This window comes from Actinoplanes sp. NPDC089786, from assembly GCF_040684855.1.
GTDB lineage: Bacteria > Actinomycetota > Actinomycetes > Mycobacteriales > Micromonosporaceae > Actinoplanes.
Window position 1 is genome coordinate 1,087,256 of sequence record NZ_JBFBGU010000001.1, and the last position, 12,979, is coordinate 1,100,234.

The 12,979-nt window shown below is 71.7% G+C and carries 15 protein-coding genes; 4 read left to right on the plus strand and 11 right to left on the minus strand.

Going from position 1 to position 12,979, the window contains the following annotated elements; all coding sequences use genetic code 11:
- Nucleotides 1–3: 3 nt before the first annotated feature.
- The 3 genes from AB0O15_RS05285 to AB0O15_RS05295 all read right to left on the minus strand — a co-directional run bounded on the left by AB0O15_RS05285 (nucleotide 4) and on the right by AB0O15_RS05295 (nucleotide 3,780).
- The gene (locus AB0O15_RS05285) at nucleotides 4–810 is read right to left on the minus strand and encodes a hypothetical protein (protein WP_364314293.1); all 807 of its coding nucleotides are present in this window, start codon (nucleotides 808–810) and stop codon (nucleotides 4–6) included.
- Between the two features lie 169 nt (nucleotides 811–979).
- Entirely contained in the window at nucleotides 980–2,347 is a 1,368-nt protein-coding gene (locus AB0O15_RS05290) for a metallopeptidase TldD-related protein (protein ID WP_364314296.1), read from the minus strand.
- Entirely contained in the window at nucleotides 2,344–3,780 is a 1,437-nt protein-coding gene (locus AB0O15_RS05295) for a TldD/PmbA family protein (RefSeq protein WP_364314299.1), read from the minus strand. Before AB0O15_RS05295 ends, AB0O15_RS05290 begins: the two co-directional genes overlap by 4 nt.
- A 349-nt stretch (nucleotides 3,781–4,129) precedes the next feature.
- Here AB0O15_RS05295 and AB0O15_RS05300 point away from each other — a divergent pair, with 349 nt between their 5' ends.
- The gene (locus AB0O15_RS05300; RefSeq protein ID WP_364314302.1) at nucleotides 4,130–4,606 is read left to right on the plus strand and encodes a GNAT family N-acetyltransferase; all 477 of its coding nucleotides are present in this window, start codon (nucleotides 4,130–4,132) and stop codon (nucleotides 4,604–4,606) included.
- Nucleotides 4,607–4,657: 51 nt separating this feature from the next.
- Here the strand turns inward: AB0O15_RS05300 and AB0O15_RS05305 are convergent, their stop codons facing one another.
- The 3 genes from AB0O15_RS05305 to mshB form a co-directional block, all read right to left on the minus strand.
- Nucleotides 4,658–5,107: a hypothetical protein gene (locus AB0O15_RS05305; protein WP_364317062.1), complete on the minus strand. Its 450-nt coding sequence runs from the start codon at nucleotides 5,105–5,107 to the stop codon at nucleotides 4,658–4,660.
- A gap of 188 nt (nucleotides 5,108–5,295) precedes the next feature.
- Nucleotides 5,296–5,730: a hypothetical protein gene (locus tag AB0O15_RS05310; protein WP_364314304.1), complete on the minus strand. Its 435-nt coding sequence runs from the start codon at nucleotides 5,728–5,730 to the stop codon at nucleotides 5,296–5,298.
- Complete coding sequence (mshB, locus tag AB0O15_RS05315; protein ID WP_364317065.1) at nucleotides 5,727–6,602, minus strand: N-acetyl-1-D-myo-inositol-2-amino-2-deoxy-alpha-D-glucopyranoside deacetylase; 876 nt, start codon at nucleotides 6,600–6,602, stop codon at nucleotides 5,727–5,729. Before mshB ends, AB0O15_RS05310 begins: the two co-directional genes overlap by 4 nt.
- Before the next feature lie 74 nt (nucleotides 6,603–6,676).
- On the opposite strand from mshB, the gene AB0O15_RS05320 reads away from it, so the two are divergent.
- Nucleotides 6,677–8,446: a prolyl oligopeptidase family serine peptidase gene (locus AB0O15_RS05320; RefSeq protein WP_364314305.1), complete on the plus strand. Its 1,770-nt coding sequence runs from the start codon at nucleotides 6,677–6,679 to the stop codon at nucleotides 8,444–8,446.
- The gene (locus tag AB0O15_RS05325; protein WP_364314308.1) at nucleotides 8,443–8,865 is read left to right on the plus strand and encodes a Uma2 family endonuclease; all 423 of its coding nucleotides are present in this window, start codon (nucleotides 8,443–8,445) and stop codon (nucleotides 8,863–8,865) included. Before AB0O15_RS05320 ends, AB0O15_RS05325 begins: the two co-directional genes overlap by 4 nt.
- Here the strand turns inward: AB0O15_RS05325 and AB0O15_RS05330 are convergent.
- The 5 genes from AB0O15_RS05330 to AB0O15_RS05350 form a co-directional block, all read right to left on the minus strand.
- Nucleotides 8,855–9,706, minus strand: a complete 852-nt coding sequence (locus AB0O15_RS05330) for a helix-turn-helix transcriptional regulator (protein ID WP_364314311.1) — start codon at nucleotides 9,704–9,706, stop codon at nucleotides 8,855–8,857. The genes AB0O15_RS05325 and AB0O15_RS05330 overlap by 11 nt on opposite strands.
- 145 nt (nucleotides 9,707–9,851) lie before the next feature.
- On the minus strand, nucleotides 9,852–10,049 hold the full coding sequence (locus AB0O15_RS05335) for a DUF397 domain-containing protein (RefSeq protein ID WP_364314312.1): 198 nt from the start codon (nucleotides 10,047–10,049) through the stop codon (nucleotides 9,852–9,854).
- Nucleotides 10,050–10,379, minus strand: coding sequence for a Scr1 family TA system antitoxin-like transcriptional regulator (locus AB0O15_RS05340; protein ID WP_364314315.1), 330 nt, complete (start codon nucleotides 10,377–10,379; stop codon nucleotides 10,050–10,052). It abuts the gene before it with no gap.
- 349 nt (nucleotides 10,380–10,728) lie between these two features.
- Nucleotides 10,729–11,565, minus strand: a complete 837-nt coding sequence (locus AB0O15_RS05345; RefSeq protein ID WP_364314317.1) for a class III extradiol ring-cleavage dioxygenase — start codon at nucleotides 11,563–11,565, stop codon at nucleotides 10,729–10,731.
- Between the two features lie 29 nt (nucleotides 11,566–11,594).
- Nucleotides 11,595–12,554, minus strand: coding sequence for a GNAT family N-acetyltransferase (locus AB0O15_RS05350; protein WP_364314320.1), 960 nt, complete (start codon nucleotides 12,552–12,554; stop codon nucleotides 11,595–11,597).
- 93 nt (nucleotides 12,555–12,647) lie between these two features.
- Between AB0O15_RS05350 and fdxA the strand changes: the two genes are divergently transcribed.
- The gene (gene fdxA / locus AB0O15_RS05355) at nucleotides 12,648–12,977 is read left to right on the plus strand and encodes a ferredoxin (RefSeq protein WP_364314322.1); all 330 of its coding nucleotides are present in this window, start codon (nucleotides 12,648–12,650) and stop codon (nucleotides 12,975–12,977) included.
- The last annotated feature ends 2 nt before the right edge of the window (nucleotides 12,978–12,979 follow it).

Here is a 12,979-nt window from a genome sequence, read left to right on the forward strand (position 1 = left end):
CCCTCAGCCAACGAACCGCAGGTCGGAGTACCAGCCCGCGGACAGGCCCATGATGTAGAAGTCGGTCAGCGCCAGCGTGCCCAGGGTGATCCAGGCGAGCATCATGTGCCGGGCGTTCAGCTTGGACACGAAGGTCCAGAAGCGGTAGCGCACCGGGTGCTTGGAGAAGTGCTTGAGCCGGCCGCCGGCGATGTGCCGGCAGGAGTGGCAGGACAGCGTGTACGCCCACAGCATCACCACGTTGCCGACCAGGATGATGTTGCCCAGCCCGAACCCGAAGCCGTCGCCGCTCTTGAAGGCGATGATCGCGTCCCAGGTGTTGATCAGCGAGATGATCGCGGCGGCGTAGAACGCGTACCGGTGAAGGTTCTGCCCCAGCAGCGGGAACCGGGTCTCGCCGGTGTACTTCTTGTGTCCGTCCGGCACCGCGCAGGCCGGCGGCGACAACCAGAAGGCCCGGTAGTACGCCTTCCGGTAGTAGTAGCAGGTGAGCCGGAAGAGCAGCAGGAACGGCAGTGTGAAGGCGGCCTCCGGGATCAGCCAGAAGCTCGGCAGCGGGGTGCCGAAGTGAGCCGCCTCGGGGATGCACCGGTCGGTGATGCACGGCGAGTAGAACGGCGTCAGGTAGCCGTACAACTCGACGAAGTACCACTTGTGCATGAAGACGCGAACGGTCGCGTAGGCGACCCAGGCGCTCAAACCCAAGAACGTGATCAGTGGTGCGACCCACCACCGATCGGTACGCAACGTCTTCGCCGCGATCGCGGCGCGCGCACGCGCCGAGCCCGGCCTCGTTGCCGTCGTCGTCATTCCCATCTCCCTGACCTCGCCCAGAACTGCTCCACGCTGGGGGCGCGCAGATCAGCGCAGCCGCCGGGCGTCCACGTGTGTGGCACACGTTACGCCGAGGTTCCGGAACGCACCCGCTAAGGTCTGCCTCGGTTCGTCACATTCGCCGTTTCCGCAGCTCGGGGCCGCTTCAGCCGCTCGCGTTACCGGTCAGGTTCCAGCTGGCCAGGTGCAGGGCGGGCGCGGTGATGCGGTGGCCGGCCCAGCGATCCGGGATCGGGACGGCCTCGGCCCCGATGCCCAGCACCTGACCCGGGCCGAGCGCCTGCGGGTAGTTCTGGGTGAACCGCATGTTGCTCACCGCGGCCACCACCTCGCCGTTCTCCACCAACCAGACGCCGTTTCGGGTCAGGCCGGTCATCACCAGGCTCTTCTGGTCGAGCACCCGGGTGTACCAGAAGTCGGTGATGAGCAGCCCGCGTTCCAGGTTCGCGACGAGCGGGCGCGCGGACGGCGCCGTGGGGCCGCTCTCCACCGCGGCCGTGGCCGCGGCCGGTCCCGGCCGCATCGCCGGCTGGTGGGCCATCGGGCCCCAGACGAACGAGATGGCCGACGAGTGACCGGTGGTCGACGCGCCCGCCTCGGCGGCCGACCGCCGGTCGTGCGTGACGCTCGTCGTGGTCCCCGCGTCGACCAGGGTCAGCGGCCGCAGCGGCGTGCCGTCCAGGTCGAACGGCAGCAGCCCCGAGGGGTCGTCGACGATCGTCACGGCCGGGTCGAACTGGGCCTCGCCGAGCCGCGCGAAGGATTCGCCGTGCGCGAACGACCGGCCGTTGAAGCCGTACATCGCCAGGTTGTTGAGCAGGTCGCTGACCGCGTCGGGCTCGAGCACCACCGGGTAGCGCCCGGGCGGGAGCTCGATCGCCGCGCCCGCCGCCCGGGCCTTGGCCGCGGCCCGGGCGCCCAGTGTGGCGCCGTCCAGGGTGGCGAGGCGCTCACCGGCCAGCCGGGCCACGCCGTCGACGCCGTTGTCCCGGGCGATGCCGTCCATGTCGGCGCCGGCCGCGCGACCCGACACCGACTGGCCGGCCGTGTTCGCGAACGCGCCCGAGCGGTAGAAGGTGCGGCAGTAGCCGGCCGTCTCCAGGCCGCCGGCCGCGTCCACGAACGCCCGGACCCGAGCCGCCCGCTCGTCCGGGCCGGCGCCCGCGGTGGCGTCGTCGAAGCCGTTCTCCGAGCCCAGCGGTGACGGCGGGGTCAGGCCGGCCCAGCCCTCGTCGACCGGGGTCAGCCGGGCCGCCGCGACGGTGCGCTCCACAAGGGACGCCAGGCCGTCGGCGTCGGTGACCGTGGTCGAGCCGGTGGCGGTGCGCCCGTCCAGATGCAGTCGCAGCCGCACGGTGGTGGTCGCGTCGGCCACGTTCTGGTGGATCGCCGAGTTCGCGAACCGGGTCAGCGCCTCGGCCGAGTGGTGCACCAGCGCCTCCGCCTCGGCCTCGGCTCCGGCCGTGGCCCGGACCAGGTCGAGGACCCGGCTCGCGGTGGAGAGTTCGCTCATCCCCGGACCCCCACGCGCACGTTGGTGAACCGGGCCGGTGCGGCCGGGTGGCCGGTGTGCCCGACCTGACCGGGCTGGCCCTTGCCGCAGTTGGGCGTACCCCAGGAAACGATCTCCGACGAGAGCATGTCCATGGACTGCCAGAACTTCGGCCCGATCCCGGTGTAGGTCGGGTTGCGCAGCATCCGTCCCCGCCTACCGTTCTTGATCTCCCAGCCGATCTCGCAGCCGAACTGGAAGTTGAGCCGGCGGTCGTCGATCGACCAGGAGCGGTTGTTGTCCATGAACACCCCGTCGTCGGTGGCCGCGATGATCTCGTCGAGCGTGTGGGGTCCCGGCTCCAGGCCCACATTGGTCATCCGCACCATCGGCAGCCGCGACCAGCCGTCGGACCGCACGCTGCCGGCGTAGTCGAGCCCCGCCATCGCCGCCGAGTCGCGACCGGCCAGCACGCCGACCCACCGTCCATTGCGGACGGCGTCCCGTGCCGCCGCGGGGGTGCCCTCGTCGTCGTACCCGAAACTGCCCAGCGCGCCCGGGATCGTCGGGTCGATCGTGATGTTCATCAGGTCCGAGCCGTACCGCAGCGTGCCGAGCTGGTCGAGGTCGAGCCAGGACGTGCCCGCGAACGCCGCCTCCCACCCCAGGATCCGGTCGAGCTCGATCGCGTGCCCGACCGATTCGTGGATCTGCAACGCCATCTGCTCACCACCGAGCACCAGCGTCGTCTCACCGGACGGGCACAGCGGCGCGGTCAGCAGCGCCCGCGCCTCCTCGGCCATCCGCGGCGCGTTCTCGACCAGGGCCAGCTCGTTGACCAGTTCCCAGCCGCGGGTGCCGTACTGCCCCCGATGGGACGGCCACGACCGCCGCTGGATCTCGCCGTCGCCGAACGCGCTGGCCGTCACTCCCGCGCCACACTCGCGCAGATGTTGGTCGATGCGGTGCCCGTCGCTCGACGCGAACCACTTGCGCGTGTCCCACACCTGGTAGAGGCCCTCGGCCTGGTCGGCGCCGGCCTCCTTGGCCGCCTTGGTCGCCTCGACCAGCAGGTCACCCTTGTTGGACAGCGGCACCGACAGCGGGTCGATCTCGCACGGACTGGCCCACGACGCCTCGCCCGCGCCGGTCGGCACCAGGTCGATCGGCGGCCCCGGCACCGACGCGCTGGCCGCCGCGATCTGCGCCGCCCGCCGCCCCGCCGCCCGCGCGGCCGAGTCGCTGAGATCGGGCACCGCGTAGAAGCCCCACCCCGACCCGACCAGCGCGCGCACGCCGATTCCCGCACTCTCGTCCGAGGTCAGCCCTTCGACCTCACCGTCGCGAGCGCTCATCGACTCGGTGCGCCGCACCATCACCCGCGCATCGGCATAACGCGCCCCGGCATCGAGGGCGGCCTGAACCGCCGCACACGCCGCGTCGAACTCAGTCATCCCGCGACCCTATGCGCAACCCTCCATCCCCACACTGTGGGCCTCTCTTCAAGATCAAGTTCGAGGGGATCCTCTTGAAGATCAAATTCAAGGGCCGGTCGTAGCGGGGTGGTGGGTTCAGACCGCTGCTCCCGCCGAGGTCGGTCCGGCGACCGCACGCTCCGCTTCCGCGGCCGCCTCCCTGCGACGTGCGTGAGTGGTCCCGCCCACCGCTGTCGCGGCCCCAACCCCGCCCGGACGGCTAACGTGGCGCCAGTTCCGACCAGGCGGACAGGTGGCGTCGCGGTGGTCCGCCAGGAAGAGCGGCTCCGGCATCGAGATCTCCACTGTCAGATGGCAGGGTGAGCGGGTGACGGTGGAGCTGCGGGCGGCGCGGGACGGTGACGCCGAGGCGGTCGGGACGATCTGGGCGGCCGCCTGGCGGGACGGGCATCTCGGGCACGTGCCGGACGAGCTGGTCGCCGTGCGTACCCAGGAGACGTTCTTGAGCCGGGCCGCCGAGCGGGTCGCGGACACCACGGTGGCCGAGGTCGACGGGGTGGTGGCCGGGTTCATCATGGTCGACCGCGACGAGGTCGAGCAGGTCTTCGTCGACGCGCGACACCGGGGGAGCGGCGTCGCGGCCGCCCTCCTCGACGAGGCGGAACGGCAGGTCGCCGCCGACGGTCACCCGCGGGCCTGGCTGGCCGTGGTCGAGGGCAACGCGCGGGCGCGCCGCTTCTACGAGAGGGCCGGCTGGCGGGACGACGGTCCGTTCCAGTACGCGGCCCGCCACGGCGACACGAGCATCCCGGTGCCGTGCCGCCGTTACGTCAAGCACGTCTAGGCCGCGGGGCCCAGAGCGTGCCTCGCACTTGGCCGGGTTGTGAAACGCGGCCTAGCGCCGGACGACGCGGCGGGGCTTGGTGGCGCGGGACTGGGCGAAGGCACTGAGGGAGCGGGAGCGGTAGTCGCGGCCCAGTGCGGTGGCGATCCAGTAGCCGAGCAGCGTGCCCACGATGGCGAAGCCGCCGTAGAGCCAGATCTGGGAGAAGAAGTTGCCGGCGCCGCCCGCGAACGGGCCGTCGCCGCTGATGAACGGGCCGACCAGGATGGTCAGCAGCATGCCGATGACGGCCGCGGCGGCCAGGTCGGGGAGCCACTCGGCGGGACGGTGGCGCTGGGACCGGAGGAACGTGATCACGGCCAGGGCCAGGCCGATGACGCCGAACATCACCAGGGAGACGCTTCCCTCGGCGGCGTCGTCACCGTCGAACCAGAGCCGGATGATCAGCCGTGCGACCACGTTGATCGCGAACAGCACGACCGCCACCAGCGCGATCGTCATCCACCGTCGCTTCACCGCTACCTCCCCGTACCCATCAAGATTGTGACCCTGAGGCGCCACACACCAACCGTGGCTCGGGATCGTACTTCCAAGTGAGCTTCGCCCGCTCGACCTCTTCGCCATCCTTGCGGATGACGCGCCAAGCGTCCTGGGTGAAACCTGGGAGTCCGCTGGTCGCGATGCGGGAGTTACAGCTGGGTGCGGCCGAGGATCATGCGGTACGCGAAGACCGCGAAGGACAGGCTGCCGACCAGGATCATCACCAGGGCGATCCAGTCGCTGCCGCTGAGCAGGTAGTCGCCCTCCTCGGTGCGGGCCCCGGCCGCGAACAGCATGATCACGGTCCACAGCACCCACGGCAGGCCGACCGACCAGCGCCGCCGCGTGGTGTGCAGGACGAACCAGGCGAGCGCCCAGTTGGCCACCACGGCGAAGAGCACCGAGGCGCCGATCGGCACGCCGGCGATCCGCAGCGGGGTCAGGTAGAGCTCGACGATCGCGGTGACGACGGTCGCCACGACCGCCACCACGAGCCCGGCCGCCCGCACCAACCCGCTGTCCGACGGTGGTGGTGGCGGCTCGGGCGACTCCTGCGTCGGGGCCAGGGAAACGGACACCGTCATCGACGGTCCGACGCGAACAGGCCGCTGAACAGGTCACGCTCCCAGGAGTGGGTGCCGCTGACCTCGCCCCGCTCGCCCTTGGCCAGGGTGAAGTACTCGATGCCCATGAACTCGCCGCCGAAGTCGCCGGCGATGCCGTACAGCCAGGAGTTGTCCGGGATCTGGGTGGCGTGCGCCCGCATCGCGGCCACCTTCTTCTCGTACTGGTCGGTGCCGTCGATCTGGGCCGCGATCTCCTCGTCCGGGTGCCCGAAGGGCAGATCTTCGACCTTCTCGACGTCGGCGAACGGGTTGTTGTCGAGCCCGCGGAACGCCTCCATGCCGCCCTGCAGGACGCTGCGCGGCATCGCGGTGAAGTAGATCTTCGCCGGGGCGGCGTCGCCGGCCAGTTCGGCCGCCCGCATCGCCACGCGGTGGGACATGATGTGGTCGGGGTGGCCGTAGAAGCCGTTGTCGTCGTACGTGATCATGACCTGGGGGCGTACCTCACGCATGATCTCCACCAGGTAACCCGCGGCCTGGTCGAGGTCGGCCTGCCAGAAGCAGCGCGGGTGGTCGTTGGTCGGCAGGCCCATCATCCCGGAGTCGCGGTAGCGGCCGGCCCCGCCCAGGAACCGGTGGTCGGTCACGCCGAGCGCGGCACACGCCCGCTCGAGCTCGGCGATCCGCCAGCCGCCGAGCTGGTCGGCCTGCTTGGCCTCGAGCTGGGCCAGCTCGGGCACGTGGATCTCGCCCTCTTCACCCAGCGTGCACGTGACCAGGGTGACTCGCGCACCCTCGGCCACATAGTGGGCCATCGTGGCGCCGGTTCCGGTCACCTCGTCGTCGGGGTGCGCGTGCACCAGGAGCAGGCTCCGGGGGTCTTCCTCCATCACCCGGGCAACTCTACGGGCAACACTGCGCAAGGACGGGCGCGGAGGGCCCTTGATCAGGGATGCTGGTTGCCGTGGACTTTCCCGATCTCGCGGGGCGCACGGGGGGCTTCCGGCACGGCGCGCCGCACGACGTGGTCGTCGGCGGCGACGGCGCCCGCGTGGTGTTCCGGCGCTCGGCCGGCCGCTTCGACGCGGCCGCGTCACTCTGGGTGCTCGACGTCGCCGGCGGCGTGGAGCAGCAGGTGGCGCCCGGCCCGGTCGAGCGGTTCGGCGCCGATCGAGACGCCACGGTCGCCGCGTACGCGATCGACGGCCGGCTGTTCCGCGCCGACCTGCGCACCGGCGACGTCGAGGCGGTGGCCACCGCCGAGCCGGTCATCGACCCGTGCCCCGACCCGGCCGGGGTGTCCATCGGATACGTCACTCCCGGCGACTGCCTGCGCATCGCCGGCCCCGACGGCACCGACGAGCTGCTGGCCGGTGAGCCCGCGGGCAGCTCCTGGCGAGACCCGGGCGGCGTCCGGTGGGGCGTCACCGACCCGGCCGGGCGCGAGTTCGGGCGGCGGCGGGGCTGGTGGTGGTCGCCGGACGGCGCCCAGGTGCTCGCCACTCGTACCGCCGGATCGGTCTCCCTGCACCTGCTCGACCTGGACGGCGGCTGGGTCGACGTGCACTGGGACCGGGAGACCTATCCCTACCTGGTCGACGTGCAGTGGGCGGACGGCGGCACCCCGCTGATCACCGTGCTGCGCCGGCTCCAGCAGCACGGGCTGGTGCTGTCGGTCGACCCACGCACCGGGGAGACGCAGGTGCACGCCGAGCTGGCCGACGCGCGCTGGGTGGAGCCGATCCCCGGCACGCCCCGACATCTGCCGGACGGCCGGGTGCTGGTCGGCGGCGAACTGGCCCACGACGGCTTCGACGCGCGCTGCCTGTTCGCGGACGGCAGCCTGCTCACCCCGCCCACGCTCTACATCCGCCGGGTGATCGGGGTGGTCCCGCGGGCCGACCTGATCGTCGAGGCGACCGAGGGCGACCCGTCGACCCGCGACATCTTCCGGGTGCGGGCGTCACTCGGCGGGGGCGGCGCCACGGCCACCCGGCTCGGCCCGGCCCGGCCCGCCGCGGTCGGCGGGGACGTGCTGGTGATCGGCGACGAGGTGCGGCGTGGCGACGAGGTCGTGCACCAGCTGCGGTCGTACGCGGAGCCGCTGCCGTACTCCCCGCAGCCGATCCTGGCCCGCGTGACCGACCGGCGCCTGCCCGCGGCCGTCCTCTACCCGCCCGACCACGTGGACGGGACGCGGCTGCCGGTGCTGCTCACCTTCGGTGACGGTCCCGGCCGGCAGCAGGTGACCCGGGACGCGGCCGGGTGGCAGGAGCGCGCCTGGTGGGCGGGTTGCGGTTTCGCGGTGGTCAGCGTCGATCCGAGGGGTACGCCCGGAGTGGCGCCCAGCTTCGAGAAGGCGGTGCATCGCCGGCTGGCCGACGTCGTGCTCGGCGACGTCCTCGACGCGCTCCAGGACCTCACCGGCAAGCACCCCGACCTCGACCTGGCCCGGGTGGCCGCGCACGGCACGGGACTCGGCGGCTGGCTGGCCGGCCTGGCCGTGACCCGCCGCGCCGAGGAGGTCCGCTGCGGCGTGGCCCGCGACCCGATCACCGACTGGCACGACGTGCCGGTCGCGTTCGCCGAGCGCTACCTGGGCCGCGCGTCCGACGCCCCCGAGATGTACGCCCACCACGCCCTCGCCCCCGACCTGCCACACCCGGCGCTGCTGGTCTCGGCCGGCGCCGGTCTGGACGCGGAACTGACCTTCATCCGGGAGCTGCTGGCATGAACGAGATGTGGGACGGCAACGTGGTCGTCCGCCCCGGCCCGAGCCCCCGCCACCAGCTGATCATCGAGGCGCTGGCCGGCGCGCTCCGGGTCGGCCGGAGCGACCTCAACGTCCTCGTCGGCGTCACGGTCCGGCTCAGCGACCAGCGCATCGTCGTCCCCGACATCGTGGTCACCGGCCCGATCGACATCGACGACCCGATCGTCGACGCCGCCGCCGTGCACCTGGTGGTCGAGGTGGTCTCACCGGTCAGCACGTCCCTCGACCACACCCTCAAGATGCACGGGTACGCCGAAGCCGGCATCCCGTGGTACCTGCTGGTCGAGCAGGACAGCAACGCCCTCCGAGGCCACTACCTGGTCGGCGGCGTCTACCAGGAGCGCTCGGTCCTCCAGCTGGAGCAGATCCTCACCGGTTGACCCGTTCCCCGACCTCGCCCGAGTCCCACAGGGCCAGCAGGCGCAGGTTGTCGTGCGACTGGCTGCCCGGGTCGGTGGTGTAGACGAACAGGGTCTGGTCCTCGTCGCCGGGCAGGGCCAGCGCCTCGTAGCGGATCATGATCGGCCCGACGGCCGGGTGGGTCATGCGCTTGGTGCCATGGGTGCGCTCATGGACCTGAAGACCGTTCCACCACGTACGGAACTCAGCGCTCTTGATCGTCAGCTCGCCGACCAGCTCGGTCAGCCGGGCGTCGTCCGGGTGCCGCCCCGCATAGAGCCGCAGCGTGCCGACCACTTCGGCGGCGACCGTGGGCCAGTCCAGGAAAAGCTCACGCGCGGCCGGGTCGAGGAAGACCCAGCGGGTGTAGTTGCGGTGCTTCGGCGGCAGCCGCGTCCAGTCGGTCATCAGGGCGCGGGCCAGGCTGTTCGACGCCAGCACGTCGGTGCGGCGCCCGACGATGAAGGCCGGGTGGTCGGTCATCGAGGCGATCATCTGGTGCATGGCCGGCCGCACCCGCTGCGGCGGCACCTGCTCGGCCCCGCGCCGGACCGGGCGGGCCAGGTCGCCCAGATGCGCACGGCCGGCGGCGTCGAGCCGGAACACCCGCCCCAGCGCGTCGAGCACCGCCTCGGACGGGCTGGCGTGCCGCCCCTGCTCCAGCCGGGTGTAGTAGTCGACGCTCACCCCCGCGAGCAGCGCCACCTCTTCCCGGCGCAGCCCCCGGACGCGCCGGCCCGGCTGCGGACCGAGGACGCCGGCCGCCTCCGGGCTGGTGTCGGCCCGGCACTTGCGAAGAAACTCCCCCAGGTCGGCGCGCATGCGTCCATGGTCGCTCGCCCACCCCCGGCGCGGGTAGACCTTGGGTGGGCACACCGTGCCCAGTCAGGCCGCCGGCCCTGTGGGTCAGCGCCGGGCCGGCCGGCCCCGGCCACATGCGAGCGCACCCAGCCCTGACCGGGCGGAGCTAGCTGTCGAACTCGCCGTCCTTGGCGCCGCCGACGAAGGCCGCCCACTCGGCCGCGGTGAACCGCAGCTTCGGCCCATCGGGGTCTTTCGAGTCGCGCACGGCCACCTCACCGCCGGCGAGAAACGCGACCTCAACGCAGTTTCCGTTGGCCCCGCTGCGGGTGCTCTTGAACCACTTGGCGTCCGGGAGATCCATCTACGCCGCCTCCTCGATGATTTGCCTCGACATCTCGATGCTCACAGCCTGGGCGGTCAGCCGGTGGAAGTGATCGCGGTAGCGGACGACGTCTTGTTCGGCCTCCAGGAACAGGCCGCCACTCGCGTTCTCGGTGTAGACCATCGGCGGGTCGGGCTCGGCGAACTCCAGGATAGAGAACTGGCCGGGCATTCCCAGATGTGCGCCGGACGAGAACGGGATGATCTGAATCGTGATTGCGGGCGAGGCGGTCGCCTTCAGCAGATGGCGCATCTGATCCCGGTGCACCTCGATCCGGGCCGCGATCTCCTCGTCGGTCGCCGACGTCATCGAGCACCACCTCGGCCGCGTCGTCACCGACGACGAGGCCGCGAGGCACAGAACGCTGCTGGACCGGTTCGTCGCCGATCTCCACGCGGGCCGGCTGCGCTCGGGCGCGGCGGCGATGGTCTGGGCAGTGGTAGGGCCGCGTTAGCGGCGGGCGCGCCTACTCACGCACGTCGCAGGGAGGGCGGCCGCGGAAGCGAAGCGTGCGGCCGCCCGGACCGGCCTCGGCGGGAGCAGCGGTCTGTACCACCCACCCCGCTACGACACGAGGCTCTTGATCTGCAAGAAGAGAGGATCGGGAGCAGCGGTCTGTACCACCCACCCCGCTACGACCGGCGTTTGATCTTGATCGTCAGCGCACCTGGATGGAGCGGATGGAGTTGTTGTAGCGGGTGCTGGCGATCGTCGACGTCGCCGTGGCCGGATCGTCGGCCGCGCCCAGCGTGAGCAGCAACGGCACGTAGTGGTCGGCCGTCGGGTGGGAGATGTGCGCGGCCGGCGCCTTGGCCTGGAAGTCGGCCAGCGTGTCGACGTCGCCGCGGGTGAGAGCGTCGTCGGCCCACTCGTCGAAGGCCCGGGTGTAACCGGCCAGCGCCGGATTCCGCATGGCGGCGAAGCTGTGCGTCATGAAGCCCGAGCCGATCACCAGGACGCCCTCGTCGCGCAGCGCCCGCAGGCGGCGGCCGAGGGTGAGCAGCGCCGACGGGTCGAGGCTGGGCATCGACACCTGCACGACCGGGACGTCGGCGGCGGGATACATGGCCATCAGCGGGATGAAGGCGCCGTGGTCGAGGCCGCGGCCGGGGTCGTGGTGGACCGGGCCAAGCGTGCCGGCCACGCGGCGGGCCAGGTCGGTGGCGTCGGGGGTGGCGTACGGCAACGTGTAGTAGCGCTGGTGGAAGCCGCCGAAGTCGTAGTAGAGCGGGGTGCCGGCCGCGGCGCCGCAGATCGTGACGGGGGCGTTCTCCCAGTGGGCCGAGACCACGACGATCGCGCGCGGTTTCGGCATCGAGCGGCCCCAGGCGTGCAGGTCGTCGAGCCACTGCGGGTCGTCGAGGGTGGGCGGGGCGCCGTGGCTGACGAACAGCGCCGGCAGCGGGCCGTCGGCGGGCTCCCAGACGCGCTGGTCACGGGCTTGGGGCAGGACGCGGGCGAGCAGGGCGTCGTAGGCGCCGGCGGGTCGGGTCATGACGGGGCTCCTTGAAGTCTCAAGTAAGCCTAAACCGGTTCCTCGCGGGTGAGGTAGGTGTGGTGGGTCGCGAAGCCAAGCTTGCCGTACAGGGCGACGGCCGCGGCGTTGCGCTCCTCGACCTGCAGGTAGGCCTTGGTCGCGCCGTGCTGGGCGGCCCACTGGGCCATCGCGCGGACGACATGCGCGGCCAGGCCGGTGCGTCGGGCGGTGGGCGCGGTCTGCAGCAGCGCCACGCCGTGCCAGCGCTGCACGCCGGTCACGGTTCCCCGTGCGACCGCGAGAAGGTCACCCTGAGCGTCCCGGACCTGGGCGAAAACCGTTTCGGGTACGCCCGTGAGCACGCGTTTCGCCGCCGTCGGCAACGTGCCCTTGTGGTCGGCGACCATCGCGTACCAGTCGTCGGACGGGCTGTCGGCCAGCGCGACCGGCGGCAGATCGAGGCGCACCGGATCGGTCAGCAGCCGGGCCAGCGTGGCGGTCTGCACCAGCGTGAGCGGCCGCGCCGACCACCCGCGCTCGTCGAGGGCGGCGTTCACCGGCGACGCCAGCGGCATCGGCGCGTTGATCAGCGCCCGCTGGCCGTGGTCGGCGTACCACCGCACGACCGCGTCGATGGCCTCCTCCAGGGTCCGGTCGGGGTCGCCGACGGCCAGCGCCGAGTTGGCCCGCCCGGTCCAGTTGTCGGCCGCCCGCAGGATCCAGCTGCCCAGCCTGGCCTGCACCGGAGCGGGCCAGGCGTCGTTCGCGGCGAGTTCCAGCCCGATGACGTCGGCGGCCGGCGGGCGGCGTGCGGCGGGCACGCGCTTGGCCCGGTGGACCTCGTGCAGGGGTACGCGTACGGTGCCCTGGGCGGTCGCAATGGTGAGATCCGTCTCGGTCAGGTCCACAAGCTCCCCGAGGGCGTCGGAGAACAGCGTCCTATCGGCAGAAACGCCTACAATTCGGCGCACCACCACCCGGTGTCCCACATCCTGCCGTCGGAGCACGCGCGACCTCCCTCCGGCGAGATACTAGGCTTTGCATTGCTGCCGCATCGCCCGCGGCTGGGTTGCCGAAGGGCCAGAAGGGAAATCACTGCCGTGACCTACATCATCGCTGAGCCCTGCGTCGATGTGCTCGACAAGGCGTGCATCGAAGAGTGCCCCGTCGACTGCATCTACGAGGGCAATCGGATGCTCTACATCCACCCCGATGAGTGCGTGGATTGCGGCGCCTGTGAACCGGTCTGCCCGGTGGAGGCCATCTTCTACGAAGATGACGTCCCGGAGCAGTGGAAGGACTACACCAACGCCAACTACGAGTTCTTCGAGGACCTGGGCTCGCCCGGTGGCGCCTCGAAGACCGGCAAGGTCGAGAAGGACGCGACGTTCGTGGCCGCCCAGCCGGCCGGCCTGAACGGCGAGCACTGACC

Excerpts from the sequence above, each read along its gene's own strand:
- AB0O15_RS05340 (WP_364314315.1), bottom strand. The coding sequence starts at position 10,379 with ATGACGTCGGCGACCGACGAGGAGATCGCGGCCCGGATCGAGGTGCAC.
- AB0O15_RS05310 (WP_364314304.1), bottom strand. The coding sequence starts at position 5,730 with ATGACGGTGTCCGTTTCCCTGGCCCCGACGCAGGAGTCGCCCGAGCCG.
- AB0O15_RS05330 (WP_364314311.1), bottom strand. The coding sequence starts at position 9,706 with ATGCGCGCCGACCTGGGGGAGTTTCTTCGCAAGTGCCGGGCCGACACC.
- AB0O15_RS05325 (WP_364314308.1), top strand. The coding sequence starts at position 8,443 with ATGAACGAGATGTGGGACGGCAACGTGGTCGTCCGCCCCGGCCCGAGC.
- AB0O15_RS05295 (WP_364314299.1), bottom strand. The coding sequence starts at position 3,780 with ATGACTGAGTTCGACGCGGCGTGTGCGGCGGTTCAGGCCGCCCTCGAT.
- AB0O15_RS05285 (WP_364314293.1), bottom strand. The coding sequence starts at position 810 with ATGACGACGACGGCAACGAGGCCGGGCTCGGCGCGTGCGCGCGCCGCG.
- AB0O15_RS05345 (WP_364314317.1), bottom strand. The coding sequence starts at position 11,565 with ATGACCCGACCCGCCGGCGCCTACGACGCCCTGCTCGCCCGCGTCCTG.
- mshB (WP_364317065.1), bottom strand. The coding sequence starts at position 6,602 with ATGGAGGAAGACCCCCGGAGCCTGCTCCTGGTGCACGCGCACCCCGAC.
- AB0O15_RS05335 (WP_364314312.1), bottom strand. The coding sequence starts at position 10,049 with ATGGATCTCCCGGACGCCAAGTGGTTCAAGAGCACCCGCAGCGGGGCC.
- AB0O15_RS05290 (WP_364314296.1), bottom strand. The coding sequence starts at position 2,347 with ATGAGCGAACTCTCCACCGCGAGCCGGGTCCTCGACCTGGTCCGGGCC.
- AB0O15_RS05305 (WP_364317062.1), bottom strand. The coding sequence starts at position 5,107 with ATGACGATCGCGCTGGTGGCGGTCGTGCTGTTCGCGATCAACGTGGTC.